This is a genomic window from [Mycobacterium] manitobense, from assembly GCF_025821665.1.
Lineage (GTDB): Bacteria > Actinomycetota > Actinomycetes > Mycobacteriales > Mycobacteriaceae > Mycobacterium > Mycobacterium arseniciresistens.
In genome coordinates, this window is the sequence record NZ_JACKSJ010000132.1 from 1 (window position 1) to 26165 (window position 26165).

Genomic DNA, 26165 nt, shown 5'->3' on the forward strand with positions numbered 1-26165 from the left:
CTGGTCGCCTCGCCGTGGCTGGTGGCGTCGGCGGTGGCGGGTTCGCTGCCCGCGTCGCAGGCCGCCGGGGTGCCCGCGTTCGCCGCCCGCGCCGAACCCGGGCTGGCCACACTGGGGAGCCTCGCCGGGCTGGGCGGGATCTGGAACGCCGAGGCGGTACCCGACACGCGGGCAACAGCATTCGCGTTCGTCGCCACGCTGGTGCTGCTCACCGTGGTGGCCGTCGGCCTGCCGGTGGTGGCGCGCCGCCCGGCGGCCGTCCCGCTGCTCGCGCTCGCGGCCGTCGCCGTCGTGGTGCCCGCCGCGATGGCCACCGGGCCCGGGCTGGCCGCCGTGGAGGCGGTGGTGAACGCGCTGCCCGGTCTCGGGGTGGTGCGCGACGGGCAGAAGTGGGTGGCGCTGGCGGTCCCCGGCTACGCGCTGGCCGGCGCCGGTGCGGTGATCCTGCTGCGACGGTGGCTTCCGGGCGCTGCGGTCGCGGCGGTGTGCTGCGCGGCCCTGATCGCGACCCTGCCCGACCTCGCGTGGGGCGTCGGCGGCCGGATGACCGCGGTGTCCTACCCGGACGGCTGGCACTCGGCGGCGGCGCTGATCGATGCCGATCCCGGCCCGGTGGCCGTGCTCCCGCCCGACAGCATGCGCCGCTTCGCGTGGGCGGGCCCGGCACCGGTGCTCGATCCGCTGCCCCGCTGGGTGCGTGCGGACGTGCTCAGCACGGGCGACCTCGTCATCGGTGGCCGGACCGTGCCCGGCGAGGGTGCGCGGGCGCGGGAGGTGCAGGACATGGTGCTGGACGGGGCGACCCGCGAAGAGCTCGCCGCCGCGGGCGTCGGCTGGGTGGTGGTCGAGTCGGGCTCCGGCGACCTCGACCTGCCCCTGGCCTTCCGTGACGATGACCTCACGGTCTACCGGGTGGGCGGCTCCGCGCCCGCGTCGCCGCACCGAGCGCTGATGATCGCCGTGCACCTGGCCTGGCTCGCGGTCCTGCTGGCGGGGGCGGCGGGGACGACGGTCACCACGCTGCGACGGCGACGGTCCGGTGCGAGTTCTGCACCAGGGCAGTGATCGTCGCGCAGTCGCGACCCTGGTGTCGAACTCGTGTGGCTATCGCGGCTTCTTCGGTGCGCCGCGGCCACGCGGCGGCGGTGTCTCCCGGGGCGGGCCCGCCGTACCTCGGCCGGTGAACCGGCCGAGGGTCGACACCCCGGGCATCGTGGAAACGGCGTTGAAGACGTCGTTGCCGGTGTTCACCAGCGATTCGAGCTGGGGCAGCACTGCGTCCATCGTCCGGATCATCGGGTCGGCCAGCGCCAGGTACCGCTCCGCGCGGTCGATGGCCGAATTGAGCCGTTCCGTCGCGGCGACGAGGTTCTCGATCAGGTCCGGCAGCTGACCGACGAGCTCGAGCGACGCGCGCGAGCCGCGGAACGCGTCGTTCACCGCTCCTTGCGCCGTCTCGGCCGCGAACTGCGCAGCGGCCTTCACGTCTTTGGGGCCTGGGACCTTCGGCGGCGGAGTCATGTGTCAACTGTGCGCGACGACGCCGTCGATCAAGGTGCTTTTCGTGGCATTCGGGACGGTCGACGCGCACCGAGTGTGGCTACTGTGTGAGCCGTGAAGGTCGCGATCCTCGACGACTACCAGGGCGTGGCGCTGAAGCTGGCCGACTGGTCGCCCGTCGCGACGCGGGCCGAGATCACGGTGTTCACCGACCACGTCGGTGACCCCGACGACGTCGTGGCGCGGCTGGCGCCCTTCGATGTGGTCTGCGTGATGCGGGAACGAACACCGTTGCCGCGCAGCGTCCTCGAACGCCTGCCCCGGCTGAGGATGATCGCGTCGACCGGGTCGCGGAACGCGTCGATCGACACCGTCGCCGCGCAGGAGCGCGGAATACACGTCAGCGGGACCGGTGGGTCCGCGGCCGCGACAGTGGAGCTCACCTGGGCGTTGATCCTGGCGAGCGTCCGTGACGTCGTCGGCCAGGCCACCTCGGTTCGTGGCGGCGGCTGGCAGACCTCGATCGGCCGGGAGCTGAGCGGCCGGACACTCGGCGTCCTCGGTCTGGGCCGCATCGGCGCCGCGGTGGCACGCATCGGCGCCGCGTTCGACATGCGTGTCATCGCTTGGAGCCCGAATCTCACGCCCGAACGCGCGGCGGCCGCAGGCGCCTCGTGGGTGAGTAGGGACGAGCTGTTCGGCCTCGCGGACGTGCTGACCATCCATCTCGTGCTCGGCGACCAGACCCGTGGCCTCGTCGGCGCCGACGACTTCGCGGCGATGAAACCGACTGCCCGGCTGGTCAACACGTCGCGCGGTCCGATCGTCGACGAGGCGGCCCTCGTCGGGGCACTGCGCAATGACACGATCGCCGGCGCGGCGCTCGACGTGTTCGACACCGAACCGCTGCCCGCCGACCACCCGCTGCGGGTGCTGCCGAACGTGCTCGCCACACCGCACATCGGTTACGTCGCCGAGAACCAGTACCGCACGTTCTACGGGGAGGCGGCAGCGGCGATCGCGCAGTGGCTGGACGGCGCGGCAGTGCCTTAGACCAGGCCGCTGACCATCCGGCCGTCGCGGACCGCGTGCAGCACCTCGTGCATGGCGTCGGCACTCTGCCGCCAGGAGAACTCACCGCTGCGGGTCTGCGCCTTGGTGCCGAGCTGGTCGCGCAGCACCGGGTCGGTCAGCAGCCGGTCGAGCCCGTCGACGAGCCCGGTGAGGTCGTCGACCAGCAGTCCGGTGACGCCGTCGACCACCGAGTCGACCAGCCCGCCGGAGTGCCGGTAGCCGATGGTGGGCACGCCGTGCTGCGCGGCCTCGATCACGGCCAGCCCCCAGCCCTCCTTGCGGGACGGCAGCACGTGCACCCAGGCATGTTGCAGCGCAGCGTGTTTCGTGTGGTCGTCGACGTGGCCGTGGAACGTCACGGCGTCGGCGATGCCCAGGTGCGCGGCGTGCTCGACGAGGCGCTGTCGCCACCAGCCGTCGCCGAGGATGTCCAGGTGCAGGCGCGGGAGCCGGGGCCGCAGTGCGGCGACGGCGTCGAGCGCGTCCTCGATCTGCTTGTGCGGCACCAGCCGGGACAGCACGACGACGCGCGGCTGCCCGGCACGCTCAGCGGTCAGGGTGTGCGGCGGCGCCGCGTCGACACCGTTGCGCACCACGGCGACCCGGGCCGCGTCGACGCCGAGGTCGGTGAGGTCGCGGGCCGACGGCAGCGAGACCGTGACGTACTGGTTGCGGCGGTGCGCCCGCGGAGACAGCGTCGACTCGACGAACCAGCCGAGCCGCGACATCAACGGACCCGCCACCGGCCACTGCTCGCGGTGGCAGTGGTGCACCAGCACGGCCACCCGCCTGCCGTACGCCAGCCTGGCCATGAACGGCACCCCGTTCTGGGTGTCGACGACGACGTCGGGCCGGACGCGGCGCAACGGGCCGAGGCCGATCCGCGCGAGCACCATCGCCAGTCCCGCCCACACGTACACCGAGTGACGGCCGCCGGCGCGGCTGATGTGCACGCCGTCGACCGTCTCGCGCCGGGGCGCGCCGCGGTAGCGCGCGGTCCGCAGGGTCACCCGGACGCCGTCGGCGGCCAGCTGGGCGCCGATGCGTTGCAGGTAGGTCTCGCTGCCCCCACCCTGCGGGTGCCCGGTGTCACGCCAGCACAGCAGCAGGACGGAGCGGACCGGGGCAGACATCGGGCGCCAGCTTATCCGGCGGCGAACTCGGCGAGCTTGGCGTCCACGGCGGCGGCGTCCGGCGAACCGTAGATCCTCGGATCGTCGCTCTCGACGGTCGCCATGAAGGGGCAGTCGGTGGCGGGGCCGTTGACCGTCCCGAGGTTCTCGACGACCCTGCCGGACTTGGCCTCGTGCACGGTGATCTCGTACTCGACCGCGTAGTGGTCGGCGACCTCGCCGTCGTCGAATTCGCAGGTCCCGGATTTCACCTCGGTGCCTTCGACGCGGGTCACACAGGCCACGGCGTTGATCGTCGACCACCGCTTGTCGTCCGCGGCGTACGAGCCTTCCAGCGTGACAGTGGTCCAGTCTTCGCCACCGAACATCCCGGTCGTCTGGCGGAACGCGGCGATTGTGTAGGGCTCCCGGTAGGCGGCGGCGTTGCTCACCGAACCGTCGCCGCACACGACGTCGAAGTCCGACGCGCCCGTCGCGGCGGTGGCGTTCGCCGCGCGCTGCTCGTCGCTGACTTCGTCACTCCCGGAGCGCACGACCAGCAGACCCAGCACGACGACCACCACGACCACCACCGCCGCGGCCACCAGCCCGATGATCAGTCCGGTGTTCTTCGACGGCGGACGCGGTGCGGTCGGCGGGGCCCACGGCTGTCCCTGCGGAGGAGGCCAGTGCGGCGGCGGCGCCCCCCACTGCGGTTGTCCCTGCGCCGGCCCCCATGGCGGCGGGCCTCCGGGCGGAGGGCTCTGCGGCGGGCCCCACTGAGGCGGTCCCTGCGGGGGCGGCCACCCCGGCGGCGGTCCTTGGGGCGGCACACTCACAGCGGGTCCTCCTCGGGAATCCGGCGTCGTCGATTGCATTGCCGTGCGAACTCGCATCCTATTTGCCGTCGGACCCGCCGTGGCGCACGAGATTTCCGCCCGGCTGCATAGGGTGGCTCGATGGCCGTCACCGACCTGTTCGCGAAGCGGGCGACGCTGGGCCGGTCGGTGCGGCTGCTCTCGGAGTTCCGCTTCGAGCAGTCCGACCCGGCGCGCTTCTACGGGGCACTGGCCGACGACACCGCCGCGATGGTCGCCGACCTGTGGCAGGCCGGCGTCGGCGGCTCACCGTCGGGCCGGTCGGTGCTGGACGTGGGCGGTGGGCCCGGGTACTTCGCGGCGGCGTTCGCCGCGGCGGGGATGGATTACCTCGGCGTCGAGCCCGATCCCCGCGAGATGCACGCCGGCCCGGCTGCCGACGCGGCGAGCGGGCGTTACGTGCGGGCCTCGGGGATGGCGTTGCCGTTCGCCGACGCGGCCGTCGACGTCTGTCTGTCGTCCAACGTCGCCGAGCACGTGCCGCGGCCCTGGCAGCTGGGCAACGAGATGCTGCGCGTCACCCGTCCCGGCGGGCTGGTGGTGCTGTCCTACACGGTGTGGCTCGGTCCGTTCGGCGGGCACGAGATGGGGCTGACGCACTACCTCGGCGGGGCGCGCGCCGCGGCCCTGTACGCCCGCAGGCACGGTCATCCGGCGAAGAACAACTACGGGTCGTCACTGTTCGCGGTGTCGGCGGCCGACGGCCTGCAGTGGGCGCGCAGCACCGGCGCGCTCATCGGTGCTTTCCCTCGCTACCACCCGCGATGGGCGTGGTGGTGCACCGAGGTACCGCTGCTGCGGGAGTTCCTGGTGAGCAACCTGGTGCTCGTCCTGCGGCCGTGACTGGAACAGGTTCTCGTTTGGCCCGTCCTTCGGTAGTGTGACGCTCATGACACAGACGGTGCAGGCGGCTGCCTTCAAGACCGAGTACGACAAGCTGTTCATCGGCGGCGCCTGGGTGACGCCGTCGACCTCCGACGTCATCGAGGTGCACTCCCCCGCGACCGGCGAGAAGGTCGGGCAGGTGCCCCTGGCCGCCGCGGCCGACGTCGACGCGGCCTGCGCCGCGGCGCGCAAGGCGTTCGACGAGGGCCCGTGGCCGACGATGACCCCGCAGCAGCGGGCGGAGATCCTCGGCGCAGCGGTCAACCTGATGAGCGAGCGCGCCGACGAGCTGAAGTTCCTGCTCACCGCCGAGACGGGGCAGCCCGCCACGATCGTCGACATGATGCAGTACGGCGCGGCGATGTCGGCCTTCGGCTACTTCGCCGGCGCCGCCGACAAGTTCGAGTGGTCCGAGATCCGCGACGGCATCTACGGCCAGACGCTGGTCACCCGCGAGCCGATCGGCGTGGTCGGCGCGATCACGGCGTGGAACGTGCCGTTCTTCCTGGCCGCCAACAAGCTCGGCCCCGCGCTGCTGGCCGGCTGCACCGTGGTCCTCAAGCCCGCCGCCGAGACGCCGCTGTCGGTGTTCGCGATGGCCCAGATGTTCGCCGAGGCCGGGCTGCCCGAGGGTGTGCTGTCGGTGGTGCCGGGCGGCGCCGAGACCGGCCGCGCGCTGACCGCGAATCCCGAGCTGGACAAGTTCACCTTCACGGGCAGTTCGGCGGTGGGCAAGGAGATCGGCAAGCTGGCCGCCGAGCGCCTCAAGCCCTGCACGCTGGAACTGGGCGGCAAGTCGGCCGCGATCGTGCTCGAGGACGCCGACCTCGACTCGTCGCTGCCGATGCTGGCGTTCTCCGGGGTGATGAACTCGGGGCAGGCCTGCGTCGCGCAGACCCGGATCCTGGCGCCCCGGTCGCGCTACGACGAGGTGGTCGAGAAGCTCGCCAACTTCGTCGCGGCGATGCCGGTCGGGTTGCCCGACGACCCCAACGCCGCGATCGGCCCGCTGATCAGCGAGCGGCAGCGCGAGCGCGTCGAGGAGTACATCAAGAAGGGCGTCGACGAGGGCGCCCGGGTGGTCACCGGCGGCGGCAGGCCCGAGGGCCTCGACAGCGGCTGGTTCGTGCAGCCGACGGTGTTCGCCGACGTCGACAACTCGATGACGATCGCCCAGGAGGAGATCTTCGGCCCGGTGCTGGCGGTCATTCCCTACGACACCGAGGCCGACGCGGTGCGCATCGCCAACGACTCGGTGTACGGCCTGGCCGGCAGCGTGTGGACCACCGACAACCGCAAGGCGCTGGAGATCGCCGCCAAGATCCGCACCGGCACCTACGCGGTGAACATGTACGCGTTCGACCCGGGCGCGCCGTTCGGCGGCTACAAGAACTCCGGCATCGGTCGCGAGAACGGGCCGGAGGGCATCGAGCAGTACTGCCAGGCCAAGAGCACCCTGCTGCCGTTCGGGTACACCCCGGAGTGACGAGGGGTCGCGCTCGTGACGTGGCGGCGGCCCGAGGCCGGGACACCGCCGCCACGTCACGGGCGCGGTGACCTCCGCGCCGGAGTTCAGGCCCGGCGCCAGCGCGCGCACACGAAGTCGGCGTTGACCGCCGACTCCACCAGCGCCCACTCCGAGCGCACCGGCAGCACGCGGGAACCGCCGCCGAGCGAACACGGCGCATACGAGACGATCATCTCGTCGATCAGTCCCGCCTCGACGAACTGCGCGGCGACCAGTCCGCCGCCCACCACCCAGACGTCCTTACCGGCGGCCGCGGCCACCAGTTCCGGATGCAGCTCGGTGACCGCGCCGGAGAAGACCCGCACCGGATGGTTGCCCACCACGATGTCCGGGCGGCTGGTCAGCACCCACGACGGCTGGGAGTACATCCACTCGCCGGGATGGTTCTTCACGATCCACTCGTAGGTCGCCGAGCCCATCACCACCGCACCGATCGTCGCGAAGAACGCGTCGTAGTGGAACGGTCCGTCTGCGTCGATCTCGCGCGAGGTGAGCCAGTCCAGGCTGTCGGCCTCGTCGACGACGTAGCCGTCGAGGCTCGACGCGGTGTAGTAGATCGTCGCCATCAGTGTCCTCTCATCCATTCCAGCGGGTCGCCGCGATGGGTGGCCACGCCGAGGCGGGCGAGCATCGCGCGGGCGAGGCCGCGGCGCAGCGCGGCGTACTCCAGCACATGGGCGACGATGCCGTACAGCTGGAACGACTCCGGCGGTTCGCAGAGCGCATCGATGACGGTGTCGCCCAGCCTGCCCTCGGCGCTGTACTCAGACACCATTGCCGCCCAACGATTTCCGACATCCACGTGATGCGCGGCCAGCCCCGCCGGTGACACCGACGCCGGATCGCTGGCATCGCGCCGGGGCACGTCGCGGCCCTCGATGGTGGCCAGCCACACCTCCTTGGTCCAGACGATCGCACCGAGCACCGCGCCGACGCTGGGCTCGGGACCGTCCCAGTCGAGCACCACCTGCCCCGGCGTCAGCTCGGCGGTCCACTGTTCGGCCGACAGCCCGGCCGCCCGGTCGATGAGGTAGGCGGTGTCGGCGACGTCGTGAGCCACCATCAGCTGGGACACGTCGGGCTCCTTCGTCGCCCCGTCGCCGTCGAGCCACAGCGACTGCGGCGGATGGAAATGCAGACCGTTGGGCGCCGGCACCCGGAAGGCGACGTCGGCGGCGCGCGACGGCGGCACCCCGAACGCCCTCCGGAACGCGCGGGAGAACACCTCGGCCGACGACCAGCCCTCGTCCGCGGCGACCGCGGCGACCCCTTCGCCGCGGCGCAACCGCCAGGCCGCCCGTTCGAGCATGATGCGGCGCCGCAGCGCGGCGGGCGACTCCCCGGTCAGCCTCCGCACCTCGCGGGAGAAGTGGAACTCCGAGGCGTGACTGCTGCGGGCCATCTCACCCACGACGGTGTTGTCCGCGTCCACCACCGCGTCGAGCAGTTCGCGCAGGCGGTCCCTGCCGGCGGGCGTCGACGGTTGCTCGCTCACCCGACCGAGTATGGTCGCCGCCCGCCGCCGCGAACATGACGATTCCTGCTCACTAGACTCACCTGCTCAGTGGGTGAATTCGAGGCGCTGTGCGCCAATGACGGGGACCTGGCCCCGCTGCGCGCCGCGGTGCGCAGCTTCCTGGCCGACGACCGCGCCGAGCACGGCTGGACGCCGGCGGTGGACTGCTGGCTGACGGGCTGGGATCCGGGCTTCAGCGCGAGACTGGCCGCGGCCGGATTCGTCGGGCTGACGATCCCTGCCGAGTTCGGCGGGCACGCGCCGGCCACCGGATCGGGCCACCTGCACCGCTACGTCGTCACCGAGGAACTGCTCGCGCACGGCGCGCCGGTCGCCGCACACTGGATCGCCGACCGGCAGGTGGCGCCCGCACTGCTCAGCTATGGCACCGACGAGCAGCGGCGGCGCCTGCTGCCCCGCATCGCGGCCGGGCAGCTGTACTCGGCGATCGGGATGAGCGAGCACGGCGCCGGATCCGATCTGGCGGCTGTGCAGATGCGCGCCACCCGCGTCGACGGCGGCTGGACGCTGTCGGGCACGAAGGTGTGGACCAGCGGCGCGCACCTCGCCCACCAGATCGTGGTGCTGGCCCGCACCGCCCCGGTCGACCCCGACCGCAGGCACGCCGGCTTCAGCCAGTTCATCGTGCCCACCGACCTGCCGGGCATCGCCGTCAGCCCGATCGTGCTGATGAACGGCGAGCACCATTTCAACGAGGTGCTCTTCGACGACGTCACCGTCCCCGACAGCGCGCTGCTCGGCGGCATCGGTGACGGGTGGCATCAGGTGACCGCCGAGCTGGGCTTCGAACGCAGCGGCCCCGAGCGTTTCCTGTCGACCGCGACGCTGATCTTCGCGACGGTCCGCGCGCTGGGTCCCGGTGCCGACGACGGCGCCGCCGCCGCGGTGGGCGAGCTGATCGCCCGTGTCGTCGCGCTACGTCAGCTGTCGATCTCGGTCGCCCGCGCGCTCACCGCAGGAGCGGACGCCAACTCGCGCGCCGCGCTGGTCAAGGATCTCGGCACCCGGTTCGAGCAGGAGTCCGTCGACCTGGTGGCCGACCTGCTGGCCCACCTGGATCCGGCGGGTGCGGACGCCGCCCGGCTGCGCGCCATGCTGGCCACGGCGCGGCTGCAGGCGCCGCTGTTCACGCTGCGCGGCGGGACGAACGAGGTGCTGCGCGGGGTCGTCGCCAAGGAGCTGGGGGTGCGATGAGCGACGAATTGCGGCAACTGGTCGACGAACTGGGGCAGCGGGCCCACGACGCGCGCGCAGGCAGGCGGCGCCGCCCCGACGGCTTCGACAGCACGCTGTGGCGGCACCTCGAGGACACCGGACTGAGCCGGCTGACCAGTGCCGAGGACGCCGGACCTGCGGACGCGGCCATCGTGCTGGACGGGCTGGCCCGGCATGCGGCCGCCGTCCCCGTCGCCGAGACCGACCTGCTGGCCGCATGGCTGGCGGCCGAGGCCGGCGTGCCGGTGCCGCCGACGGGCCCGATGACCGTCGCGCTCGCCGACGTACGGGTGGCCGGCGGGCGCATCACCGGTGTCGCGCGGGACGTGCCGTGGGCCGACGACGCGGCGATCATCCTGGCGGGCCGCACCGAGGACGCGGTGTACGTGACGCGCCTGCAGGACCCGTCCGTCACCTCCGGGCAGAATCTCGCCGGCGAACCGCGCTGCGCCGTCGCGGTGGACGTGGCGGTCGACGACTGCCGACGGCTGCCTCCCGGGATCGGCGAGCAGTTGATGCGGCGCGGCGCATGGGCACGGTGCGTGCAGATCATCGGGACGCTCGACGCCGCCGCGGCCCTGACCGTGGAGCACACCCGCGGTCGCGTCCAGTTCGGCAGGCCGCTGAGCGCGTTCCAGGCGGTGCAGCACGCCCTGGCCGGGATGTCGGGCGAGATCGAGCGGGCGCGCGCCACCGTGGCACTGGCCGTCGCCGCCGCGCAGGAACGCGGATTCGACGACGCCGCAACGGAGTACGCGGTGGCGGTGACGAAGGTGGCCGTCGGCCGCGCGGTCGGCCCGGTGACCACCGCCGCGCACCAGTTGCACGGGGCGATCGGAGTGACGATCGAGCACCCGCTGTGGTCGGTGACGATGCGGGCCCGCAGCTGGGCCGACGAGTTCGGCGACACCGCGTCGTACGCGCGGCGACTGGGCCGGGCGGCGCTCGCCGGCGATCCGTGGGACCTGGTCGTCGGCCCCTGACTCAGCGGTCGAGGACCTCGTGCACGCGGGCCTCGACGTCGACGCGGTCGCCGAGATCGGCGAGGTCGATGCCGAAGCGGTCGGTCAGCGCGTCGAGCACCTGCGCCGCCGTGTCGAACCGGATCCGCTCGGTGCCGTCGGCACGGTGGACGGCGAGGTTGCGGCCACGCATGTTCCAGCGGGCGTCGTCGGCGATCAGCGCCGCGGTCAGTCCCACCACGAACCCCGACTTCGGATGCGTTGACACGTACCAACTCCCGACTTCGAGGTCAATCAGTGGCCGCGGCCGGAGCGAGAAGATGTACAGCGGGCGCCACGTCCCGCGGATCAGCGCCTCGAGCACGAAGCCGTCGCCGTGCTCGCGCAGCCGGTAGGGCTCGTGGCGGGTCTCCTGCACCGGCCCCGCCTGCAAGCGGATCGGTGCGGTCAACGTCTGCCCGCCGAATCCGACGTCGACCAGGAACCGGCCGTCCTCGCCGGGCACCGTCACCGCCAGCAGCTGGTGGGTCTGCGCGGGCAGCGCCGCGGCGAAGCCGTCGTCGCCCGGGACCCAGTCGTCGTTCATCCAGACCACCCGGCCGGCCAGCCGGTCCACCCCGTACCCGAGCGCCTCCAGCACATAGCCCATCAGGCCGTTGTGTTCGTAGCAGTAGCCGCCTCGGCGCCGGTGCACCAGCTTGTCGGTCAGCGCCGCGGCCCCGAGGTCGGCGACGGGGATGCCGAGGACGGGGTCGAGGTTCTCGAACGGGATCGTCCGGTTGTGCGCGGCCACGACGGTGCGCAGCGTCTGCAGGTCCGGCCGCACCGCCGCGCCGTGACCGATGCGGTCGAGGTATCCGGTGACGTCGACTGTGGTGGCGATGGTCATGCCGCCATCCTGCGACCTCAAGGGAGGTTGAGGTCAACCCCGGTGCGACGCCGCGCTGAGCGTCGTCAGGGCTTCCCGCGGGCCGGGGTCTGCGACGCCACACCGTGCCGCAGCGGCGTGTTCGCTTCCGCGGCGGTGGCCGTGCTGACCGGGGATCCGCCCGCGGTGCCCGACACCCGCGGCGCGTTGGCCGGGTCGCCGCCGGACGGTTCGGCGCCGCCGTGCAGTTCCTTGAGGCGGGCGTGCAGCAGTTCGAGCACCGGGATGCGGTTGCCATGCGCCGTCTCGTGGTCGAAAAGGACGCGCAGTGCCGGCTCCTCGAGCGAGCGGATGCGGTGCCGCAGCTCGGTCAGCGGCAGTTGGTCGTAGTCGGGCAGCGGCAGTTCGTCGTGTGCCATCAGGCGTCTCCTCGGGATCCGGTGTGCGTCAGCTGGCCGTTCGTCGAGGGGTTGACGGTGTCGCGCGACGCGGCGCCGGCCTCGGATGTGTCGGTGCGGCGTTGCGACAACCACCACGCGGCGCCGACGACGGCGGACACACCGGTGAGGACCAGCGTCACCCACAGCGAGGCCTGCAACAGCCATATCCGCCGCTGGGCTTTCAGAATTCGGCGCTGCACGTCGCGCAGCCGGGACAGCGTGCTCATCTGCGACGTGTGCCCCCGACGGCCGGGCACGAAACGCGGTCTACCCGGTCTCGACAATCGTCGTGGTGACCGAGACGATCTGGGGTTCGGCCGGGGCGGAGGCGAAGCCGAAGCGCACCGGCGGTCGCAGCGGGGCCAGCGCGCCGAGATCCTCGCCGTCGAGCCGACCCGACACCCCGACGATGCGCCGGGACCGCCGGACGCCGTAGTACTCGCGCCTGCCGTTGCCCGCGGTGCCCGCGGTGTGCACGCCGGCCACCATGCGCGACGCCACCGGGTCGATCGCCCGCAGCCACCACGGCGCGACGGCGATCCGCGCCGGCACCAGCCGCAGCAGCCGGTCCAGCGGCGCCGCTTCCCCGATGTCGATCCGCAGGTCGAGATTCGGCGCCGCCACCGTGAGCCGGTCATCGGTGAGCTCGGCACGCACCGGCCCGACGAGCACACGGTCGAACGCATACGTGGTCGAGACGAAGTCGGCGATCTCGCGCGTCGGCGCCAGCAGCACCCGCTCGTCGTCGGTGCCGATTCCCCCGTCGCTACGCTCCCGCCCGCCGGCCCGCTGCACCATCACATCGGTGAACGCTCCGAACGGCGAGGTCTGCCAGCTTCCGACGACGAGGCGGTGACCGGATTGCGATCCGACGCCCGCGATGTGGCCGGAGAAGACGCGCTTCAGCTGCCGGTCCACTGGGGTGGGCGCTTCTCGGCGAACGCGATAGCGCCCTCCTGGGCGTCCTTGCTGCCGAACACCGGCATGATGATCTCGTTCTGCTTCGCCCAGAACTCCTCGGGCGACCAGCCGCGGGACTCGACGATCACCCGCTTCGTGGCGGCCACGGCGAGCGGGCCGTTGGCGGTGATCCGCTCGGCCAGCGCGATCGCCTCGTCGAGGGCGTGTCCGGGCTCGGCCAGCGCGTTGACCAGGCCGAGGACGTGAGCGCGTTCGGCGGGCAGCGCCTCACCGGTCAGCGCCAGCTCCATCGCGATGGCCGACGGGATGCGCTGCGGCAGCCGGAGCAGTCCGCCGCCGCCGGCGACCAGGCCGCGCTTGACCTCGGGGATGCCGAACGCCGAATCGCGGGCGGCCACGATGAGATCGGTCGCCAGCGCGAGTTCGGTGCCGCCTGCCAGCGCATAGCCCTCGACAGCGGCGATCAGCGGCTTCGCGGGCGGACGCTCGGTGAAGCCCATGCCCCGGCCCGGGACCATCGGCAGCTCACCGCTGGCGAAGGCCTTGAGGTCCATGCCCGCACAGAACGTCCCGCCGGCCCCGGTGAGCACGCCGACCGACAGCCCGGGGTCGTCGTCGAGGCGGTCCACGGCGGCCGCGAGGCCCTCCGCGACGGCCTTGTTGACGGCGTTCTTGGCCTTGGGCCGGTTGATGGTGATGACCAGGATGCGGTCACGCTGTTCGACGAGTACGGGGTCCGGGGCGCTGTCGGCGTCGTTGCTCACGACGTGATGCTAGCGAGCGGCACCGCGATGCCGGTACCATCTAAAAACTAGAACACGTTTCAATTCTACCGGAGGGACCACCTCATGAGCTCGACCGACAGCATCCCGTCGGAGATCTCCAAGTGGGATCCCGGGTTCACCGCGCAGGTCATGGCGGTGCTGAGACCGATCCTCAAGGCCTATCACCGGGTCGAGGTGCGCGGCCTCGACGACTTCCCGCCCGGCGGCGCGCTGGTGGTGTCCAACCACAGCGGCGGCCTGTTCGCGATGGACGTCCCGGTGTTCGCCAGCGGCTTCTACGAGAAGTTCGGCTACGACCGGCCGGTCTACACGCTCAGCCACGACATGCTGATGACGGGCCCGACCGCGGAGTTCTTCATCAAGATCGGCTTCATCCGGGCCAACCACGACAACGCCGACGACGCGCTGCGTTCGGGTGGAGTGGTGGTGGTGTTCCCCGGCGGCGACTACGACGTGTACCGCCCGACGCTGACGCAGAACAAGATCGACTTCGCGGGCCGCACCGGCTACATCAAGGCCGCACTCAACGCCGGTGTCCCGATCGTGCCGACGGTCTCGATCGGCGGCCAGGAGGCCCAGCTGTTCCTCACGCGCGGGACCTGGCTGGCCAAGCGGCTCGGCCCGATCGCGCGGCTGGCCCGCACCAAGATCGTGCCCGTGTCGTTCGGCTTCCCGTTCGGCCTGTCCGCGGTGGTGCCGCTCAACATGCCGCTGCCCACCAAGATCGTCACCCAGGTGCTGCCGCCGATCGACATCGTCGCCGAGTTCGGCGAGAACCCCGACATCGACGAGGTGGACGCCCACGTCCGCCGCGTCATGCAGCGGGCGCTCGACGAGCTGGCCGCCGACCGCCGGCTGCCCGTACTGGGCTGACCGGGTTTCAGCGCGGGCCGCATAGGCTATCCGTCGGCCAATCACCACGCTCCGGGGGAGATGTCTGTGCGCAAGAAGATCGTCAAGCCGCGGCCGGTGCTGCGCGCGGTGGGTGAACTGGCCAACGCCGCCAACGGTGTGCAACCGCTGGCACGCAAGGGTTACGTCACCATCCCGGTGTTCTTCCTCGGCTGGCCCACCAGTGAACTCGCGCCGCTGTTCCTGACCGCATCGGTGCTCGACACCGCGCGGCGGTACTGCCGCGGGCACTTTCGAGGCCGGCGTGGAGCGATCGCCCTGGCGATCAACGCCGTCACCTGGAGCGTGCTGGTGTTCCTCCAACGCCGCAACGTGCGCTCCGAGCCGGTCTTCGAGGCCGGCCTGCGTGAAACCCTCGGTGCCGACTACGAATCCGTGACCGCCAAGTCCCCGACGCCCCGCAGGCGGTCAGGGGTGTTCCGTACCGGATGGTCGCGGCGGCGCTACACCGAGAAGGCGGTGCGGTACGGCCCGCACCGCGCGAACACCGCTGACATCTGGCGGCGCGCCGACCTGCCGCGTGACGGCAAGGCTCCGGTGGTGCTGCAGGTGCCCGGCGGCGCGTGGGCGATCGGAATGCGCCGCCCACAGGCCTATCCGCTGCTCAGCCACCTCGCCGAACGCGGCTGGGTGTGCGTGTCGATCGGCTACCGGGTCAGCCCACGGCACACCTGGCCGGCCCACATCGTCGACGTCAAACGCGCGCTGGCCTGGATCCAGGAGCACATCGCGGAGTACGGCGGCGATCCCGACTTCGTGACCATCACCGGCGGGTCGGCGGGCGGGCACCTGACCGCGCTCGCCGCGCTCACCCCGAATGACCCTCAGTATCAACCGGGATTCGAGGATGCGGACACCTCGGTGAAGGCGGCGGTGCCGGTGTACGGCCGCTACGACTGGTTCGGTAAGGAGGGGACGGGCCGCCCCGAGTTCATCGCATTCCTGCAGCGGTACGTGGTCAAGAAGAGCTTCGCCAGCAACCGGCAGCTGTACGTCGACGCCTCACCCATCGCACGGTTGCGTGCCGACGCGCCACCGTTCTTCGTCCTGCACGGCCAGGACGACTCCATCATCCCGGTGCCCGAGGGCCGCGAGTTCGTCGACGCGCTGCGCAAGGTGTCGACCTCACCGGTGGCCTACGTCGAGGTGCCGCACGCCCAGCACGCGTTCGACTTCTTCGGCTCACCGCGGGGGCACTACACCGGCCAGGCGATCGAGCGGTTCCTGTCCTGGGTGTACGCCACCCGCTCGTCCGCAACCGACGAGACCACGGTCGACGCGCTCCGGCCCGCGCAACAGCCGTAGTCTCGGCGCGGCGGGTCAGGGGGCCATGGCGGTCTCGACTACCGTCAGCTCCTCGGAAAGCCCTGCGGCCTTACGGATCTCGATGAACGCCGCGAGCATCGCGTCGGTCACCTCGTGCGGATCGTCGAGTGTGGAGCCGTCCGACAGCACGGTGATGTTGAGCTGGTCGACGTAACTCCACACGGTGATGTTGAGCCCGCTGCCCGCGGTGAGCGGACCGACGGAGTACAGCTCGGTCACCAGCGCGCCGCCGACGCGCCCGCGCTCCCGCGGACCGGGCACGTTCGAGATCGTCAGGTTCTGGATCTTGTTCTGGCCGTCCTTCTTCGACAACCACCGGAACAGCGACTCCGCGGGCGCGGGCGGCATGTACGCCGACCAGCGGCTGACCAGCTCGGGGCCGATCAGTTCGTGGCTCTCCTTGGCCGAGATGGCCGCCTCCCGCGCCTTGCGCACCCGGTCCAGCGGATCCTCGCAGTCGGTGGGCAGCGCGACCAGGATGCCGGTGAAGAAGTTGCCGGAGATCCGGTCCGGTGAGAAGTCGAAACTGATCGGCACCGACGCCAGCAGCGGATGGTCGGCGTGACCGTCGTAGCGCAGCAACAACTTCCGCAGCGCCCCAGCCGAGACGGCCAAGACCAGATCGTTGATCGTCACAGCGAGGTGCTTGCTGGTCTGCTTGACGTCGGCGAGCGCGAGCGTCGCGGTCGCGACGGTGCGGGTCGCGTCGATCATGTGGTTCATGAACGTCGGCGGCGGCGTGAACGGCCGAGTCAGCTCGGGCGACAGCTTGCGCGAACTGCGCCGCACCCGGCTCAGCCCCTGACCGGTGTAGCGCATCACGCCCGGGATGCGGCCCAGCTGGCGGATGTGGTCACCGAATGCGGTGCGCACCAACTCCGCTCGGCTCGGCGCCGGGTCGGTGGCGTACGAGTCCCGGTCGGCCTGCGGCCCCGTCTGCAGATCCATCCCGCGGGCCAGCAGGTTCGCCGAGGCGACACCGTCGGCCAGCGCGTGGTGGATCTTGCCCAGCACCGCGATGCGGCCGCCGGCCAGCCCCTCGATCAGGTACATCTCCCACAGCGGGCGGCTGCGGTCCAACGGTGTGCTGGCGATTCGGCCGACGGCCTCGTCGAGTTGACGCCGGCCGCCGGGGCTGTCCACCCGGTAGGACCGCACGTGGTAGTCGAGGTCGACCTCGCAGTTCTCCCGCCACATGGGGTGGTGGAACTTCCACGGGATGTCCACGAGCTGGTAGCGGAACGGGTCGAGCTTGTACAGCCGCCCGTGCAGGACCTTGCGGAAGTCCTCGACGCCGAAGGTGCGCCCGCCGAGGTCGTCGAGCTCGATGACCGCCAATTTGAGGGTGTGCATGTGCACGTTCGGCGTCTCGCTGTACAGCAGCACAGCGTCCCACCCGCGAAGCCGTTTCACCCGGATACCTCCCTGTCGGAGGCGTCTATATAACCTCTTTGGCCGCGGCGCTCATCCGGTTTCGATGGATCTGGTTGAGGAACAGCCGGACGGCGGTGGCCATCGATCCGGTGCGGGCCCCGTCGATCATGTCGAAGCCGTGCCCGGCACCCGGTAGTTCCACGTAACTGACCACCGACCGCGACACCGCGCGGAGCCTGTCGACGAAGCTGCGCGCCTGCGCGACCGGGATCACGCTGTCGCCGCTGCCGTGGATGACCAGGAACGGCGGCGCCTCGGGGTGCACCCGGGCGATCGGCGAGGCCTTGCGGAAGATCTCCGGATGCCGCGACAGTCGGTGCTTGACCACCACCCGCTCGAGGAAGTCGACGAAGCGGACGCGTTCGACGGTGGAGCGGTCCTCCCAGTCGTATCGGCCGTAGATGCCGATCACCGCGTCGACCGAGGTGTCGGACCCCTCCGGCAGCTCGCATTGCAGTTCGGCGTCGTTGATGGTCAGCCCGGCCAGCGCCGCGAGGTGGCCGCCCGCCGAGGTTCCCGCGATCGCGACGAAGTTGCGGTCACCGCCGAATCGGTCGACGTTGGCGCGCGCCCAGGCGATCGCCGTCTTGACGTCGGTGATGTGCGCCGGCCACGGATTGTGCGGCGACACCCGGTAGTCGATGGACAGGCAGACCCAGCCCATCTCGGCCAGGTGCGACATCAACGCGTAGCCCTGCAGCAGCCTGCTGCCGTGCACCCACGCACCGCCCGGGATGAACAGCAGCACCGGGGCCGGTTCGGTGGGCAGGTTCTTGGGCCGCCAGACGTCGAGGAGCTGAGAGGGCAACGGGCCGTAGCGAACCGAGGACTTGTAGACGTTGCGGCGGTGCTCGAACGCCTTCCACAGCGGCGGCGCCTTCTCCGGGGCCGGCCAGTCGATGGCGAGGTCGGCGGCGGGGACGACGCCGCGAAGGGCGGCGTCGGTGACGGAGTGCGTCATGTCGCGCTCCTTCTGCCGCACCTCGTCGTTGCCCGGCTCGAACCAGGACTTCGCCGATGCGGACAGGAGTTCCGGCATCTGCCGGTATCCCCACACCCCCATGGCGGCGAGGGCGCCAAGCGGCTCAAGGTGTTTCCCGATCACGGGCAGGGAGGCGGAGGCGACACTCATGGCGAGCAGGTGATCGGCAGGCTTGGCGTTGAGGAGCCAACGTGCGCGCGTCCACATTGTCGGTCCGGGGTACCGGGTGTCCGGTCGCACGGTCATGATCGCGACTGTACCCCGCAGGTCAGTTCCTAAACGACGACATTCGGAAGTTGTCAACCAGCGGCACTTTCGTAACGCGTTGTGACGGGCGTCACACCTTTCTGACCGGCGGTTTTGCCGCTAGCGTGCGCTTGACGACCGTCAAGTTACGACTCGATGACGAAGCGAAGAGGACGTCCCGCCGTGAACAGATCAGCCCTGGCCATCACCGACGAACACCGCGATCTCGCGGAATCCGCAGCCGGCCTGCTGGACCGCCTGCAGGCGCTCACAGCGGCGCGGGCCACCCTCGACGAGGGGTCGGCGCACCCGGCGGAGCTCTGGACCGCGCACGCCGACCTCGGACTCACCGGCCTGGCGCTCGCCGAGGATCACGGCGGATCGGGATTCGGCCTTGCCGAACTGGCCGTGGTGCTGGAGCTCCAGGGCCGACGGGTGTGCCCCGGTCCGTTCCTACCCACGGTGGCCGCCGCGGTGGTGATCGACCGATGCGCCCCGAAATCCGTTCGCACACAACTCCTTCCGAGGCTCGCCGATGGCACGGCGGTGTCAGCGCTCGGGCTGTCCGGCACGGTGGCGGCCGACTCCGACGGACTGGCCGACGGGGAGAGCCCGGCGGTGCTCGGCGCACCCGACGCCGATGTGCTGGTGCTGACCGCAGGTGACGACCTCGTGGTCGTCGACGCGGACGCCGACGGCGTCACCGTCACCCGGCTGGCCGGCCTCGACACCACGCGAAGCATCGGTTCGGTCGCGCTGCGCGGGGTGCGACTGCCCCGGGACCGCGTCATCCGCGGCGCGGCGCGCCGCGCGCGCACCGTGTTCCGCATCCTGGCGTCGGCCGAGGCGGTGGGGATCAGCTGGGCATGCCTGGAGATGGCGGTGGAGTACGCCAAGGTCCGCGAGCAGTTCGGCCGGACCATCGGCACGTTCCAGGCCGTCAAGCACCACGCGGCCAACATGCTGGTGGATGCCGAGCAGACCACCGCGGCCACCTGGGACGCCGCGCGAGCCGACGACCTGGACAGCGCCTGGTTCCCGGCGGCGGTCGCCGCGTCGCACGCGGTGCGCGCACAGGTAGGCAACGCGCAGAACAACATTCAGCTGCACGGCGGGATCGGATACACGTGGGAGCACGACGCCCACCTGTACCTGCGGCGTGCCCGCACCCTGGCGGCGCTGCTCGGCGACGGCGCCGACCCGCTGACCGACATCGTCGAGGCCCAGCGCAGCGGGCAGGCGCGCGGCGCCACGTTCAGGCTGCCGGCAGAGGCCGACGAGTACCGCCAGGCGGCCCGCAGCGCGGTCGCTGAACTGAGCGGGCTGCCCGAGGACCGGCGGCGCGACTTCCTGGTCGACTCCGGCTATCTGGTGCCGCACTGGCCGAAGCCGTGGGGTCGCGAGGCGGGCACGCTGGAGCAGTTGGTGATCGAGGAGGAGTTTGGATCGGCGGGCAGGAGCGGCGGGGGTACCTCCCGCTTGCGGGGGCCGACCGGGGAATCAACACCGACCAAAGTTCCGGACATGGGCATCACCGGGTGGGTGACGCTGACGATCAGCCAGGCCGGTACCGACGACCAGCGGGAGCGCTGGGTGGAGCCGGTGCTGCGCGGGCAGACCATGTGGTGCCAGCTGTTCTCCGAACCCGGCGCCGGCTCCGATGCCGCGGCGGTGCGCACGGCGGCCAAGCGGGTGGACGGCGGCTGGCGGGTCACCGGACAGAAGGTGTGGACCAGCCTCGCCCACCTGTGCCAGTGGGGTCTGGCCACCGTCCGCACCGATCCCGACGCACCCAAGCACGCCGGGGTGACGATGATGGCGATCGACATGAAGGCCGAGGGGGTGACGGTGAACCCGCTGCGCGGCATCACCGGCGACAGCCACTTCAACGAGGTGTTCTTCGACGACGTCTTCGTCCCCGACGCCGATGTGGTGGGCGACGTCAACCGAGGCTGGCTGGTGGCCCGCGCCACCCTGGGCAACGAGCGGATCTCGATCGGCGGCGGCTCGGGCGCGCCGACGGGTTTCAGCGCGGACGACCTGGTCGCACTGCTGGACAGCGCACCCGCCGACGTGGCCGCCGCCCGGGTGCGGCGGGCGGGTGAGGTGATCGCGGCCGGACACACGCTGCGACTGCTCAACCTGCGCCGGGCCAGCCGCGCCATCGCCGGGGCCGAACCGGGCCCGGAGGGCAACGTCACCAAACTGCTGGTGGCCGAGCATTCGCAGTGGCTGACCGAACTCGGCGTGGAACTCGCGGGCACCGCGGCCGTCACCGGCGCGACGCCGGCACTGACCAACGGCTATCTCGGCAACCGCGCGATGACCATCGCCGGCGGCACGTCGGAGATCACCCGCAACACCATCGCCGAGCGGATCCTCGGCCTGCCGCGCGATCCGCTGGTCAAGTAGCGGGGCTCAGAGGCCGATCAGGTCGGCGGTCTGCTCGGCGAGCGCGGGCCCCAGGGTCATGCCGCGGCCGCCGGGTCCGGTGATCACCCAGACCCCGTCGTCGGGTGAGGTCCTGCAGACCAGCTGGTGCGGGTCGACGCACTGGCTGTAGACGCCTGCCCAGCGACGGCTCACCGGCGGCAGCGGCCGGCCGAGCAGCTCCTCGACCACCTCGGTGAGGTAGGCGTAGGGCTCCTCCTGCACGTCGAAGGGGAAGGGCTGCTCGTACTCGTGGGTGTCGCCGATGGTCAGCCCGCCGTGCAGCCGCTGCACGCACAGCAGCTGCATGTGGTGCCGATCGGCAATGTCATGCTGGGATTCGTTGCGGCGCAGCGCTTCCAGTGACGGGCCGGCGAACCCCGGGTAGTAGCGGAAGCTGTCGCCGTCGGCGATCGCCGTCGGGAACGGCTCACCGAGCGGTTCGGTCTGCATCATCTGCAGCCGCACCCGGCGCACCGGCAGCTCACCGGCGATCTCGCGGACCAGCCCGCCGTGCGCGGCGCCCGCACACACCAGCACCACGTCGCCCTCGTGGCGGCGGTCGGAGTCGTCGCGGACGGTGCCGCCCTCGACGGCACGGGCCTCGGTGTTCGCGTGGAAGGTGTAGCGGCCGCTGCCGCGGAGGTGGTCGCGGATGGCGGGCAGCGCCTGGCGGGACTCCACCGCCGCGTCGCGCGCACAGTGCAGGCCGGCCAGGAACCGGCCGCGAAGCGCGGGGTTGTGCGCGCGCACCGCGTCCGGCTCGAGCAGCGTGAAGCCGCGGACGTCGGCGTCGCTGCGTGCCGACATCTCCTCGGCCACCGCCAGCTCACCGGGCGTGCGCAGCAGCGTGATCGAGCCGGACGGCCGGAATCCGACGCCGGGGACGTCGACACCGAGCTTCTCCCAGAGCTCACGCGAGCGCAGCGTCGTCTCGAGCTCGGACGTCGAGCGCCCGGACACCCAGACCAGGCCGAAGTTGCGCACCGTCGCCCCGCGGGCCTCCGGCTCGCGCTCCAGCTGCACGACCCGGTGGCCCCGGCGGACCGCCTCGACGGCGTGTGCGGTGCCGAGGATGCCGCCACCGATCACCGTCACCCGCATGGCGGCGACGCTGCCTCCTTCGGCCGACGGGGACTGGGACGGCGGATGTGCACCGCCGGAACAGAATGTGAACAATTGGTATAGACCAATTGCGTATACCATTGCGGCGTGGGCGAACTCAGCGAGGTACGCGCGATCCTGGAGTCGCTGCGCGGGGTGTGGGACGAAGAGGCCGTCGACGAACTCGACCATGCGCTGCAGTCGGCACGCCAGGCCGTGCACGACCGGGCCGATGACGAACTGGTGCTCGCGGCGGCGCTGCACGACATCGGGCACAGCCCGATGTTCGGCGATGTCGCACCCCAACACCACGACCGGCTGGCCCAGCAGTGGCTGACTCCCCGGTTCGGTGAACGGGTCGGCTGGCTGGCGGGCGCCCACGTCGCCGCCAAGCGGTACCTGGTGGCCACCGACCCCGCCTACGCGGCGACGCTGTCCGACGTGTCGGTCGACTCCCTGCACTACCAGGGCGGCGCCGGGGTCGACGCGGCCTACACGGATCACCCGTGGTGGCCGGACGCGGTGCGGTTGCGCCGGTACGACGACGCCGCGAAGGTCCCGCGTGGTGCGGCTGTGTCGATCGGCGACGTGCTCGCGGTCGCCGAACGGGTTACGGCGCGACGGCGCTGGTAATACTGGGCGGATGCGCAAGCCGTCCGCCGAGTCCCTCGTGCACTTCCACCCCGATCTGCGCAAGGCGGCCAGGTACGTCCCGAAGCAGGTCGTCACGCCGGTCACGCTGCCGCTGATCCGCGCTGTCACCCGGCTGCAGCCCAAGCGCACACCGAAGGGCGTCGAGGAGTTGACGCTGCACTCCGGCGTCCGCGTGCGGCTGTACCGTCCTGCGGACGCCGCCGGCAGTACGCCGGCACTGCTGTGGATCCATGGCGGCGGATACGTCCTCGGCAGCCCCGCGCAGGACGACGACCTGTGCCGGCGCTACGCCGCCGAGCTCGGCAGCACCGTCGCGTCGGTGGACTACCGGCTCGCGCCCGAGCACCCGTACCCGGCCGCGCTCGACGACTGCTACGCGGCGCTGCAGTGGCTGGCCGGACTGCCCGCCGTCGACCGTGACAGGGTGGCGATCGCCGGCGGCAGCGCCGGCGGTGGACTGGCCGCGGCGCTGGCGCTGCTGGCCCGCGACCGCGGGGAGATCCCGCTGGTGGCGCAGCTGCTCGTCTACCCGATGGTCGACGACCGCACCGTCGAGCGCGACGACCTCGACAATCCCGGACACCGGCTCTGGAACCAGTGGAGCAACCGGTTCGGCTGGGACGCCTATCTCGCCGACGCCGACCGCGACGTCGCGGTGCCCGCGCGCCGCAACGACCTCGAGGGCCTGCCGCCGGCCTGGCTGGGGGTCGGGACGCTGGACCTCTTCCACGACGAGGGCCTCGCCTACGCCGAACGACTCCGCGCCGCCGGAGTGCCGTGCGACGTCGAGGTGGTCGAGGGGGCGTTTCACGGGTTCGACGCCATCGTTCCGAAAGCCGATGTCTCCGTTGAGTTCTTCGAGAGCCAGTGCGAAGCGCTGCGGAAGGCGTTCGACGCCGCGGGCTGAGCCACGCGGCGGCGTCCGCGCCGGCTTTGACGGGCGTGTGGTGTGCCCTTAGCGTGACCGGATGCACGGCGACGGGATCATCACCGACGACATCGATGTCGCGCGGCAGGCGGTCCCGCACTTCGCGCTCGCACCGGACTCGGCGCTGCGACTGCTCAACCTGTCCGAGAACGCCACCTACCTGGTCGACGACGCGGGCACCGGCGTCACCTCGGTGCTCCGGGTGCACCGCCGCAACTACCACCTGCCGCACGAGATCGAATCCGAGCTGGACTGGCTCGACGCGCTCCACAGCGACGCCGCCGGGGTCGCGGTGCCCACGGTGCTGCCCGCCCGCGACGGGCGCCGGATGGTCACGGTCGACGTCGACGGAACGCCGCGGCACGTCGTGCACTTCGCGCTCGTCCCCGGCGCGGAGCCGGACGAGGCCACCGTCACCGCGGACGACTTCCACACGCTGGGCCGCATCACAGCGGCACTGCACGACCATTCCCGGTCATGGCGGCGGCCTGCGGGTTTCGGCCGTTTCACCTGGGACTGGGAGAGTTCGCTCGGCGCCGGCGCCCGCTGGGGCCACTGGCAGCAGGCCGCCGGTGTCGGAACTGCCGAGTGCGCGCTGCTCGACCGTGCGCAGGACGTCCTGCACCACCGGCTCACCGAGTACGGCTGCGGGCCGGACAGGTTCGGCCTGATCCACGCCGACCTGCGGCTGGCGAACCTCATCGTCGACGGGCCCGCCACCACTGTCATCGACTTCGACGACTGCGGATTCAGCTGGTACTTCTACGACTTCGGCGCGGCGGTGTCGTTCATCGAGGACGATCCGGCGCTGCCCCGGTGGCAGGACGCCTGGGTCGCCGGGTACCGGAGCCGCCGACCGATGACGGCGGCCGACGAGGAGATGCTGCCGTCGTTCGTCATGCTGCGGCGCCTGAAGCTGCTGGCCTGGATGAGCACCCACACCCATTCCAAGGAGTCGCGCACCAAGGCCGTCACGTACGCGCGCGGCAGCTGCGTTCTCGCAGAACGCTATCTGGCGTCGAACGGTCTGCGGCTGAGCTGACGCGGGTAGACCACGTCGCCGCCGACGAGTGTCGCGGCGACCAGGTCGGCGTTCAACACATCGAGCACCTCGGCCGGTGATGCGGCGAGCACGCAGAGATCGCCGGGCTGCCCCGGCGCCACCCGGCGCGGCCGGGACGGCTCCTCCGCCGCGCCGAGGAACATGCTCAACGCCGTTGCGGCGCTGACACGTTCGGCCGGACCGAGGACGTCACCCGCCGGCGTCTGGCGGCGCACCGCCGCCCGCATGGCCGCCCAGGGGTCGCCCCCGCCGAACGGCGAGTCGGTCGACAGCGCCACCTTGACCCGCGACTCCAGCAGCGAACGCAGCCGCCACAGCTGCGGGAGTTCGACAGCCGGGACGTCGAGGAGGTACTGGTCGCCCCGTTCGGCGACGAAGTTCGGTTGGGTCACCACCGTCAGGCCGAGTTCGGCGAGGTCGGCCAGGCAGTCGTCGGGCACCACGGCCGCGTGCTCGATGCGGTCGCCCGCACGCGTTCCGGCGGCGCGCAATGCGGCGATGGTCACGACGAGCTGGGCGGCGGTCACACAGTGCACCGCGACAGCAGTGTCACGAGAGTGGCGGCCGGCGATCCAGCGGGTCAGTTCGTCGAGGTCGAGGCCGTCGTCGTGCAGGATGCGCTTGCCCGGTGCCAGCACGTGCACCCTGACGGCGAGTTCCCCGCAGCGGTGCGCATCGCGCAGGCCGGCGATGTCGGCCTCCGTGAGATCCGGTGTGGCGTCGGTGATCCCGGTGACCCCCCAGGACGTCAGCCGGCGCGACACGTCGGCCAGCTCGGTGTCGCGGCGCTCCGGCGCCCAGCTCGGGTCGGCGCTGCGCAGCACGCCGTCGGGATGATCGGCCATGCCGATGCGTCGCAGGGCTGCGGTGTTCAGCGTCCACACCACCCCGCTGCGGTGCTGCACCCGCACCGGCACCGGCGGGGACACCGCGTCCAGCGCATCACGGTCGAGCGGGCCCGCGACGGCCTCGTGGTAGCCGACCGCACGGATCCAGCCGTCGGCATCGGTCTCGGCGCCGGCCAGGGCATGGGCGAGCCCGTCGCGGCCGCGCACATCGGCCGGGCCGACCCGCGGGGAATGCGCCGCCGCCGCGGTCGAATGCAGGTGCACGTGGTGGTCGTGCAGGCCCGGGATCACCGTGCCGCCCGCGGCGTCGAGCACCGTCTCGCCCGGTCGCGCCGTGAGCCCTTGGGCCACCTCGAGGATCTGCTCACCGACCCGGATGTCGGCGGGCGTGCCGTCGAGCAGTAAGGCGCGGGTGATCAGCACGGCGCCGGTCGCCTTTGCGCAGCCATCGCGGCGACGGTCGCGTTGTCGGCGCCCAGCGCGGCGGCCCGGCCCGGCGACGACGGCGCCGTGGCCTGCACCTGGTCGGCGGG

General features: G+C 71.7%; 26 protein-coding genes. 12 read left to right on the top strand and 14 right to left on the bottom strand.

What is annotated here, in order from left to right:
* Positions 1-1065, top strand: a 1065-nt coding sequence (locus tag H7I41_RS16290) for an MmpA family trehalose lipid delivery protein (protein ID WP_505011365.1), incomplete at its 5' end; no start/stop codon positions are given.
* Between the two features lie 39 nt (positions 1066-1104).
* Here H7I41_RS16290 and H7I41_RS16295 read toward each other — a convergent pair.
* Complete coding sequence (locus H7I41_RS16295; RefSeq protein WP_264013646.1) at positions 1105-1521, bottom strand: hypothetical protein; 417 nt, start codon at positions 1519-1521, stop codon at positions 1105-1107.
* 93 nt (positions 1522-1614) lie between these two features.
* On the opposite strand from H7I41_RS16295, the gene H7I41_RS16300 reads away from it, so the two are divergent.
* Positions 1615-2553: a D-2-hydroxyacid dehydrogenase family protein gene (locus H7I41_RS16300; RefSeq protein ID WP_264013647.1), complete on the top strand. Its 939-nt coding sequence runs from the start codon at positions 1615-1617 to the stop codon at positions 2551-2553.
* Here the strand turns inward: H7I41_RS16300 and H7I41_RS16305 are convergent.
* On the bottom strand, positions 2550-3707 hold the full coding sequence (locus tag H7I41_RS16305; RefSeq protein WP_264013648.1) for a glycosyltransferase family 4 protein: 1158 nt from the start codon (positions 3705-3707) through the stop codon (positions 2550-2552). The two genes, H7I41_RS16300 and H7I41_RS16305, sit on opposite strands and share 4 nt — an antisense overlap.
* A gap of 11 nt (positions 3708-3718) precedes the next feature.
* A complete protein-coding gene (locus tag H7I41_RS16310) occupies positions 3719-4525 on the bottom strand; it encodes a hypothetical protein (RefSeq protein ID WP_264013649.1) in 807 nt (268 codons plus the stop codon).
* Positions 4526-4645: 120 nt separating this feature from the next.
* Here H7I41_RS16310 and H7I41_RS16315 point away from each other — a divergent pair, with 120 nt between their 5' ends.
* Both H7I41_RS16315 and H7I41_RS16320 read left to right on the top strand, forming a co-directional pair.
* Positions 4646-5407, top strand: coding sequence for a class I SAM-dependent methyltransferase (locus tag H7I41_RS16315; RefSeq protein ID WP_264013650.1), 762 nt, complete (start codon positions 4646-4648; stop codon positions 5405-5407).
* 46 nt (positions 5408-5453) lie between these two features.
* Entirely contained in the window at positions 5454-6935 is a 1482-nt protein-coding gene (locus tag H7I41_RS16320) for an aldehyde dehydrogenase (protein ID WP_264013651.1), read from the top strand.
* Positions 6936-7021: 86 nt separating this feature from the next.
* Here the strand turns inward: H7I41_RS16320 and H7I41_RS16325 are convergent, their stop codons facing one another.
* A complete protein-coding gene (locus H7I41_RS16325) occupies positions 7022-7543 on the bottom strand; it encodes a dihydrofolate reductase family protein (RefSeq protein WP_264013652.1) in 522 nt (173 codons plus the stop codon).
* The gene (locus H7I41_RS16330; RefSeq protein ID WP_264013653.1) at positions 7543-8472 is read right to left on the bottom strand and encodes a helix-turn-helix domain-containing protein; all 930 of its coding nucleotides are present in this window, start codon (positions 8470-8472) and stop codon (positions 7543-7545) included. Before H7I41_RS16330 ends, H7I41_RS16325 begins: the two co-directional genes overlap by 1 nt.
* Before the next feature lie 69 nt (positions 8473-8541).
* Here H7I41_RS16330 and H7I41_RS16335 point away from each other — a divergent pair, with 69 nt between their 5' ends.
* Together H7I41_RS16335 and H7I41_RS16340 are read left to right on the top strand one after the other, a co-directional pair.
* Positions 8542-9708, top strand: a complete 1167-nt coding sequence (locus tag H7I41_RS16335; RefSeq protein ID WP_264013654.1) for an acyl-CoA dehydrogenase family protein — start codon at positions 8542-8544, stop codon at positions 9706-9708.
* Positions 9705-10712: an acyl-CoA dehydrogenase family protein gene (locus tag H7I41_RS16340; protein WP_264013655.1), complete on the top strand. Its 1008-nt coding sequence runs from the start codon at positions 9705-9707 to the stop codon at positions 10710-10712. The genes H7I41_RS16335 and H7I41_RS16340 overlap by 4 nt, the downstream gene beginning before the upstream one ends.
* Position 10713: 1 nt before the next feature.
* Here the strand turns inward: H7I41_RS16340 and H7I41_RS16345 are convergent, their stop codons facing one another.
* The 5 genes from H7I41_RS16345 to H7I41_RS16365 form a co-directional block, all read right to left on the bottom strand.
* Complete coding sequence (locus H7I41_RS16345; protein ID WP_264013656.1) at positions 10714-11580, bottom strand: arylamine N-acetyltransferase family protein; 867 nt, start codon at positions 11578-11580, stop codon at positions 10714-10716.
* 65 nt (positions 11581-11645) lie between these two features.
* Positions 11646-11978 carry a DUF8129 domain-containing protein gene (locus tag H7I41_RS16350; protein ID WP_264013657.1) on the bottom strand — a complete coding sequence of 111 codons (333 nt, stop codon included), beginning with the start codon at positions 11976-11978 and terminating at the stop codon, positions 11646-11648.
* Positions 11978-12226, bottom strand: coding sequence for a hypothetical protein (locus tag H7I41_RS16355; protein ID WP_264013658.1), 249 nt, complete (start codon positions 12224-12226; stop codon positions 11978-11980). The genes H7I41_RS16350 and H7I41_RS16355 overlap by 1 nt, the downstream gene beginning before the upstream one ends.
* 40 nt (positions 12227-12266) lie before the next feature.
* Positions 12267-12917 carry a hypothetical protein gene (locus H7I41_RS16360; RefSeq protein ID WP_264013659.1) on the bottom strand — a complete coding sequence of 217 codons (651 nt, stop codon included), beginning with the start codon at positions 12915-12917 and terminating at the stop codon, positions 12267-12269.
* Positions 12902-13684 carry a crotonase/enoyl-CoA hydratase family protein gene (locus H7I41_RS16365; protein ID WP_264013660.1) on the bottom strand — a complete coding sequence of 261 codons (783 nt, stop codon included), beginning with the start codon at positions 13682-13684 and terminating at the stop codon, positions 12902-12904. The genes H7I41_RS16360 and H7I41_RS16365 overlap by 16 nt, the downstream gene beginning before the upstream one ends.
* Before the next feature lie 84 nt (positions 13685-13768).
* Between H7I41_RS16365 and H7I41_RS16370 the strand changes: the two genes are divergently transcribed.
* Together H7I41_RS16370 and H7I41_RS16375 are read left to right on the top strand one after the other, a co-directional pair.
* Complete coding sequence (locus tag H7I41_RS16370) at positions 13769-14578, top strand: 1-acyl-sn-glycerol-3-phosphate acyltransferase (protein ID WP_264013661.1); 810 nt, start codon at positions 13769-13771, stop codon at positions 14576-14578.
* Positions 14579-14638: 60 nt separating this feature from the next.
* Positions 14639-15922, top strand: coding sequence for an alpha/beta hydrolase (locus tag H7I41_RS16375; RefSeq protein ID WP_276008920.1), 1284 nt, complete (start codon positions 14639-14641; stop codon positions 15920-15922).
* Between the two features lie 15 nt (positions 15923-15937).
* Here the strand turns inward: H7I41_RS16375 and H7I41_RS16380 are convergent, their stop codons facing one another.
* Together H7I41_RS16380 and H7I41_RS16385 are read right to left on the bottom strand one after the other, a co-directional pair.
* A complete protein-coding gene (locus H7I41_RS16380) occupies positions 15938-17356 on the bottom strand; it encodes a WS/DGAT/MGAT family O-acyltransferase (RefSeq protein WP_264013662.1) in 1419 nt (472 codons plus the stop codon).
* 25 nt (positions 17357-17381) lie between these two features.
* The gene (locus H7I41_RS16385) at positions 17382-18605 is read right to left on the bottom strand and encodes an alpha/beta hydrolase (RefSeq protein WP_264013663.1); all 1224 of its coding nucleotides are present in this window, start codon (positions 18603-18605) and stop codon (positions 17382-17384) included.
* Between the two features lie 183 nt (positions 18606-18788).
* Here H7I41_RS16385 and H7I41_RS16390 point away from each other — a divergent pair, with 183 nt between their 5' ends.
* The gene (locus H7I41_RS16390) at positions 18789-21017 is read left to right on the top strand and encodes an acyl-CoA dehydrogenase family protein (RefSeq protein WP_264013664.1); all 2229 of its coding nucleotides are present in this window, start codon (positions 18789-18791) and stop codon (positions 21015-21017) included.
* A 6-nt stretch (positions 21018-21023) separates the two neighbouring features.
* Here the strand turns inward: H7I41_RS16390 and H7I41_RS16395 are convergent, their stop codons facing one another.
* Positions 21024-22139 (bottom strand): TIGR03364 family FAD-dependent oxidoreductase, encoded by a 1116-nt coding sequence (locus H7I41_RS16395; RefSeq protein ID WP_264013665.1) that lies wholly within the window; start codon positions 22137-22139, stop codon positions 21024-21026.
* A gap of 108 nt (positions 22140-22247) precedes the next feature.
* On the opposite strand from H7I41_RS16395, the gene H7I41_RS16400 reads away from it, so the two are divergent.
* The 3 genes from H7I41_RS16400 to H7I41_RS16410 all read left to right on the top strand — a co-directional run bounded on the left by H7I41_RS16400 (position 22248) and on the right by H7I41_RS16410 (position 24763).
* The gene (locus tag H7I41_RS16400; RefSeq protein ID WP_264013666.1) at positions 22248-22772 is read left to right on the top strand and encodes an HD domain-containing protein; all 525 of its coding nucleotides are present in this window, start codon (positions 22248-22250) and stop codon (positions 22770-22772) included.
* Between the two features lie 10 nt (positions 22773-22782).
* The gene (locus H7I41_RS16405) at positions 22783-23700 is read left to right on the top strand and encodes an alpha/beta hydrolase (protein WP_264013667.1); all 918 of its coding nucleotides are present in this window, start codon (positions 22783-22785) and stop codon (positions 23698-23700) included.
* A gap of 61 nt (positions 23701-23761) precedes the next feature.
* Entirely contained in the window at positions 23762-24763 is a 1002-nt protein-coding gene (locus tag H7I41_RS16410) for a phosphotransferase enzyme family protein (protein ID WP_264013668.1), read from the top strand.
* Here the strand turns inward: H7I41_RS16410 and H7I41_RS16415 are convergent.
* Positions 24730-26055: an amidohydrolase family protein gene (locus H7I41_RS16415; protein WP_264013670.1), complete on the bottom strand. Its 1326-nt coding sequence runs from the start codon at positions 26053-26055 to the stop codon at positions 24730-24732. The two genes, H7I41_RS16410 and H7I41_RS16415, sit on opposite strands and share 34 nt — an antisense overlap.
* Positions 26056-26165: the final 110 nt, after the last annotated feature.